6 protein-coding genes are annotated in these 6,037 nt (G+C 65.9%); 5 read left to right on the top strand and 1 reads right to left on the bottom strand.

What is annotated here, in order from left to right:
* The first annotated feature begins 214 nt into the window (after positions 1-214).
* From AC0L2H_RS29955 to AC0L2H_RS29935, 5 genes are read left to right on the top strand one after another with little or no spacing between them, the layout of a single operon-like run.
* The gene (locus AC0L2H_RS29955; protein WP_473593433.1) at positions 215-1,747 is read left to right on the top strand and encodes a sugar ABC transporter ATP-binding protein; all 1,533 of its coding nucleotides are present in this window, start codon (positions 215-217) and stop codon (positions 1,745-1,747) included.
* Positions 1,744-2,781, top strand: a complete 1,038-nt coding sequence (locus AC0L2H_RS29950) for an ABC transporter permease (protein WP_473593432.1) — start codon at positions 1,744-1,746, stop codon at positions 2,779-2,781. The genes AC0L2H_RS29955 and AC0L2H_RS29950 overlap by 4 nt, the downstream gene beginning before the upstream one ends.
* Positions 2,778-3,767, top strand: a complete 990-nt coding sequence (locus tag AC0L2H_RS29945; RefSeq protein ID WP_473593431.1) for an ABC transporter permease — start codon at positions 2,778-2,780, stop codon at positions 3,765-3,767. The genes AC0L2H_RS29950 and AC0L2H_RS29945 overlap by 4 nt, the downstream gene beginning before the upstream one ends.
* Positions 3,768-3,800: 33 nt before the next feature.
* Positions 3,801-4,772: a carbohydrate kinase family protein gene (locus AC0L2H_RS29940; protein ID WP_473593430.1), complete on the top strand. Its 972-nt coding sequence runs from the start codon at positions 3,801-3,803 to the stop codon at positions 4,770-4,772.
* Between the two features lie 28 nt (positions 4,773-4,800).
* Complete coding sequence (locus AC0L2H_RS29935) at positions 4,801-5,562, top strand: SDR family NAD(P)-dependent oxidoreductase (protein ID WP_473593429.1); 762 nt, start codon at positions 4,801-4,803, stop codon at positions 5,560-5,562.
* Between the two features lie 63 nt (positions 5,563-5,625).
* On the opposite strand, the gene AC0L2H_RS29930 is transcribed toward AC0L2H_RS29935, so the two are convergent.
* Entirely contained in the window at positions 5,626-6,036 is a 411-nt protein-coding gene (locus AC0L2H_RS29930) for a PIN domain-containing protein (protein ID WP_473593428.1), read from the bottom strand.
* Between the last annotated feature and the right edge of the window lies 1 nt (position 6,037).

Raw genomic sequence — 6,037 nt, 5'->3', positions numbered from 1 at the left:
CCCCCCCCCCCCCCCCCCCCCCCCCCCCCCCCCCCCCCCCCCCCCCGCCCCCCCCGCCCGCCCCCCCCCCCCCCCCCCCCCCCCCCCCCCCCCTCCGGGGAGCGCCACGCGCCGGATTCGACGCGCACGACGCGCTCCCGTATTTTCAAACCTGCGCATGCAACCGATCCCGGTTTCAGGCGTCATGCGCAAAGAGTACCGCAAGGAGCAGGGCATGACCGCGCAACCCGCCGCAGCTCAAATCGCCATCTCGATGACCGGCATCTCCAAGCGTTTTGGTCCGGTCCAGGCGCTTCACGATGCCGATCTGGAAGTGGCGCGCGGCACCATCCATGGCCTCGTCGGCCAGAATGGCGCCGGCAAGTCGACGATCATCAAGGTGCTGGCCGGCATATTGAAGCCCGACAGCGGCACGATATCGGTCAACGGCGAGACCGTCGGCAATCTGACCCCATCCTCGGTCGAACGGCTCGGCGTCCATTTCATTCACCAGGACCGCCTGCTGGTGCCGACCGCCACGGTCGGCGAGGCGGTGTTCCTGCGCCATGAACTCGGCTTCGGCCCCTTCGTCAGCCGCCGTTCGATGAACCGGCGCGCCGCCGAACTCCTGAAGCGCTATTTCGACCTCGAACTCCCCGTGGGCATCCTGGTGCAGGATCTGACCACGGCGCAGCAGAAGATCGTCCAGATCACCCGCGCGCTGGCGCAGAAGGCCTCGGTGCTGGTGCTCGACGAACCGACGGCGGCCCTCGTCAAGCGCGAGGTCGACAGCCTGTTTGCCGTGTTGCGCCGTCTGCGCGACGACGGCATCGCCGTGATCTTCATTTCGCATTACATGCAGGAGATCGAGCAGCTTTGCGATCGCGTCACCGTGATGCGCAACGGCACCGATGTCGGCACCGTCGATCCCTCGGAGACGCCGATCGACGAGATCATCGCCATGATGATAGCGCGCGATGTTGGCGAGATGTTTCCGAAGCGCTCGGTCGAGATCGGCGCGCCGATGCTCGAAGTCTCGCATCTCGGCATGGCTGGCAGTTTCGAGGACATCTCGTTCTCGGTGCGCCGCGGCGAGATCGTCGGGCTGACCGGCTTGCTGGGGTCAGGCGCCAAGGAGATCGTGCAGTGCCTGTTCGGGCTGGACCGCGCCGAGCGCGGCTCGGTCAAGGTCGAGGGAAAGACCTTGTCGCTGTCCACCCCCGTGCACGCCGTCCAGGGCGGCATCGCGATGCTGCCGGAGGATCGCCGCGCTCATGGCGTGGCAATTGATCTCTCGGTGCGCGAGAACATCAGCCTCGCCAGTCTCGGCCGCTACAGCGGCAGCGGCTTCGTCAAGCGGCGGCAGGAGAACCAGGCGATCGACGGGCTGATCCGCGAACTCTCGATCAAGACGCCTGGCCGCGACACGCTGGTGCGCCAGCTCTCCGGCGGCAACCAGCAGAAGGTGGCGATCGCCAAATGGCTGAGCTGCCAGTCGCGCGTCTACATCCTCGATGAGCCGACCGTCGCCGTCGACGTCGGCGCTAAGGTCGAGATCTACAATCTCTTGAACCGGCTGGCCGGCGAGGGCGCCGCCATCCTGATGCTGTCGTCCGACCTGCTCGAGCTGGTCGGCGTCTGCGACCGCGTGCTCGCCGTCTATCGCGGCAGGCTCGCGGGCGAATTCTCCGGTGCCGAGCTCGACGGCGACAGGCTGCTTGCCGCCTCTTCTGGTGCCCGTGTCGCCAAGGCGGAGGCCTTCTCATGACCGCAACAACGATGAAAACCGCCGGCACGGACACCGCGCAGAGCGAGAAGCAGCCGCGCGTGCAAAACACCGGCAAGCGCCTCGGGGCGGCCGCCGTGCGGCTCGGCGCCATCGCCACCTTCGCGCTCATCCTGCTCTATTTCGCGCTGTTCGCGCCGGGCTTCCTGTCCTCCTTCAACCTCATCAACGTCGTCGAACAGTCGGCGATTCTCGGCGTGCTCGCTTTCGGCATGGCCGTGGTCATCATCGGCGGCGGCTCGAACGTCACCGAAGGCGGCATCGACCTGTCGATCGCGGCCAATATGGGCCTGTGCGCCGCGGTGTTCGCCACCGTGCTGCAGGCCGGCTATCCCGATGCCGTGGCGCTGCTTGCGGCCATCGCCTGCGGCATTGCGGTGGGCGCGCTGAATGCGGTGGCCGTCGTCGGCCTCGGCATCCTGCCGCTGCTGGCATCGCTGGCGGTGATGAACATCGCCGCCGGCGCCGAGCTGACGCTGACGCAAAACACGGTGGTCGGCGCCGCCTCGCCGCTGCTCGCCTTCCTGGTCTCTGGCAGCTTCCTCGGCATCTCGGCGCTTGCCTGGTGCCTGATCCTGTTTTCCGCCATCATGCTCGTCTTCATCCACAAGACGACCTTTGGCCTCCGGCTCTACGCCGTCGGCGGCCATCCGGAGGCAGCGCGCGCCGCCGGCATCAATGTGCCGCTGCATGTCGGCTTCACCTATCTGTTCTCAGGCTTTTGCGCGGCCATCGCCAGCGTGCTGGCGGTCTCGCGGCTCAGCGCCAGCACGCCCGGCTCCGGCGAGATGCTGTTGTCGGTCCTGGCCGCCGCCCTGCTCGGCACCGTCTTTTCCCGGCGCCTGGTGCCGACCATCGGCGGCACGCTGCTCAGCGTGCTGTTCATCGGCTTCCTCGCCAATGGCTTCCAGCTCCTCAACGTGTCGAGCTACTGGGTCAACGGCGTGCAGGGCGCGCTGATCCTGCTGGTCGTCGCCGTCACCTCATTCGCCCGCGGACCGGAGGCATCACGATGAGCGTTTCGCACGACACAGGCACCTCCGGCGCGCAAAGGCTCGGCGGCTTCATCGCCAGCTACAGCGTCGTCATCACCTTCCTGGCGATCTGCCTGTTCTTTGCCCTCGCCAGTCCGACCTTCCTCACCGGGGCCAACCTCTACAACGTGCTGGTCAACAATGTGGTGATGCTGGCCATCGTCGCGCTCGGGCTCACCATCGTCATCTCGTCGGGCGGCATCGACCTTTCGGTCGGCGTCTCCGTCGACATGGCCTCGATGGTGTTCGTCATGCTGCTTGCCGCCGGCTATGGCGGCGTCTTCGGCGTCACCGTCGGGCTGCTGGCAGCCGTTGCCGTCGGCGTGCTCAACGCCATCCTGATCACCAGGCTGAAGATCAGCCCGTTCCTGGCGACGCTCGGCGTGCTGTTCATCGGCCAGAGCACGCAGCAGCTCGCAACCAGCGGCGGCCAGCCGATCTACCTGATGTCAGGCTATGCCGGCGACCAGTTCAACGCCATCGCCAGGACCGCATTGCTCGGCCTGCCGACGCCGGTCCTGGTGCTGATCGCTTGCATCGTCGTCGTCTATCTCCTGCTGCACCGCTCGGTCTTCGGCCGCGCTGTGCAGGCGATGGGGGCGCAGCCGGGCGTCGCCTGGTATTCGGGCCTTGCCGTGCCGCGCCAGCAATCGCTGGTCTATATCGGTTGCGCGCTGCTTTGCGGCATCACCGGCATCCTGTTGTCGGCGACGGTGAAATCCTACGTGCCGCTGTCGGGCAACGCCTTCCTGCTCGACGCCATCGGCGCCACCTTCATCGGCACGACGCTCAGCGCCGAGCGCCGGCCGACGGTGGTCGGCACGCTGCTTGGCGTGCTGCTGCTCGCCGTTGTCAAGAACGGGCTGCTGCTCATCGGCTGGAACTTCTACTGGCAGCAGGTCGGCATCGGCGTGCTCGTCTTCCTGGTGCTTGCCGTGAGCTTCGGCTTGCGCCGCGCGCGCCAGTAATTTTCCGCGTCTTCGTCAAAGGATTTTTCCACCATGCCCAGATTCGATGTCAGTTCGGTCGGCTTCTACGTGCTCGACATTCTCGGCCGTCCGGTCTCGCGCATCCCGGAAGGCGGCAGGGCCGACTATATCGAGGAAATCCGCATGACCGTCGCCGGCACCGCCGGCGCGACGGGAATGGACTGCGCCATCCTCGGCCTGAAGACGCAGGCCGTGACCACGCTCGGCACCGACGACATGGGCGACTGGTTCGTCGCCAAGTTGCAGAAATACGGCCTCGACTGTGGTCTGGTCCGCCGTGACGGCAGCGTGCAGACCTCCTCCACCATCCTGCCGGTCCGCCCCAATGGCGAGCGGCCGGCTCTGCACGTGCCGGGCACGGCTACGGTGTTCCGCGTCGCCGACGAGGATCTCGACGCCGCGCTCGACGCGACCGTCGTCCATGTCGGCGGCACCGGCCTGCTGAAAAGCTTCGACGGCGAGCCGACGGTGCGCCTGCTCAAACGCGCCAAGGAACTCGGCCGCACCACGACCTTCGATCTCATCCAGGCCACGCCGGAGACGATCGCCTTTGTCGAACCGTGCCTGCCCTATATCGACTATTTCGTGCCGAGCATCGACGAGGCCAGCGAAATGGCGCACGAGGCCGATCCGGCCAAGGTCGCCGCCTACTTCAAGTCGAAGGGCGTCAGGAACTGTCTGCTCACGCTAGGCGGCGAAGGCGTCTATGTCGCGCCGGAGAACGGCAAGCCGTTCCATCTGCCGGCCTTCGACATCGAGGTCGTCGACACCACCGGCTGCGGCGACAGTTTCACCGCCGGCATCATCGTCGGCATCGTGAGGGGATGGGATCTCGAACGCTCGGCGCGCTTTGCCTCGGCGGTCGCGGCGAAAGTCGCGATGGGCCTCGGCTCGGACGGCAAGCTCGTCTCCTTCGACGACACCATCGCCGCGATGAATTCCCTTCCGGTCAAGGCGCCCGTGCGCACCTCAGCCCGCGCCTGACAGCAGCATTTCGAAAGGACTTTTTTCCATGAGCAATTCAAAAGTCGGCACGGTCGCCCTGGTCACCGGCGCCAGCCGCGGCATTGGCCGGGCGCTTGCCGTCGGGCTGGCGAAATTTGGCTACGATGTCGCGGCCACCGACCTGCCGGCGCAGGCGAAGGAACTCGACGTCACGCGCGCCGAGATCGAGGCCACCGGCCGCAAGGCCTATGTCTACACGATGGACGTCAGCAGCAAGAAGGAGGTCGAGGCGACCGCGGCAGCGCTGCTCGGGGACGCGGGTCGCATCGACGTGCTGGTCAACAATGCCGGCATCCTCAAGCCCAGCCTGCTGCAGGATCTCGACGAGGCCTCGTGGGATGCGCATTTCGACGTCAACGCCAAGGGCGTGCTGTTGATGTGCCAGGCGGTGCTGCCGCACATGCGGGCGCGCAAATCGGGCCGCGTCGTCAATATCGCTTCCATCGCCGGGCGCCAGGGCGTGCCGACGCAGGGCCACTACGCCGCGACCAAGGCGACCGTGATCACGCTGACCCGTGTGCTGGCGCAGGAAGTCGGCATGGACGGCGTCACCGTCAACGCCATCTGCCCCGGCATCATCCTGACCGAGATGGGCAAGAACAATCTCGGCAGCGACGAGGCCATCCGGCACTGGGAGGAGGTCGCGGCGCTGAAGCGTCTCGGCGACCCCGAGGATATCGTCGGGCCGGTGTGTTTCTTCGCTTCGGAGCAGTCAGCCTTCGTCACCGGCCAGGCGCTCAACGTCTGCGGCGGGATTTATTTCCACTAGAGCGGGATGAGATTCTAGCGGTTCATCCCAAAATCTCCCGTCAGCCCCCGATTCTGATTGTTGCTACGCACGCACCAACCAGTTTTCGAGTGTCAGTCCGGGCACGCGCGAGAACTCCCACTCGTTATCCGTTACCAGCGTCGCATTGACGGCAAGCGCTTGAGCGGCGATCCAGGTGTCATTCGCTCCGATCGCCGTTCCCTGGGTCTCAAGGAATGCTCTAATTTTCGCATAATGACGCGTGGTATCGTAATCAATCCCGATCAACGGGAGTCGTCGAGCCAGCGTGGCCAATCGCGCGCGATTGCGGTCGCCGTAGGCGCTCTTTTCTGCGCCGAATTCCAGTTCGCCCAGAACAATGGCTGAAAGCCGCATGGTGCTCAGTTGCTCCGACTCCAGCCGTTTACGTATCTCTGCTCGCCCTTTCAGGGCCGCAATCAGGATGTTCGTGTCCAGAAGATAAAGTGATGGCACG

It is taken from the genome of Mesorhizobium sp. WSM4871 (assembly GCF_055811295.1).
The sequence above is the reverse complement of the archived record's forward strand: the minus strand, read 5'-3'. Positions and strand labels throughout refer to the sequence as shown.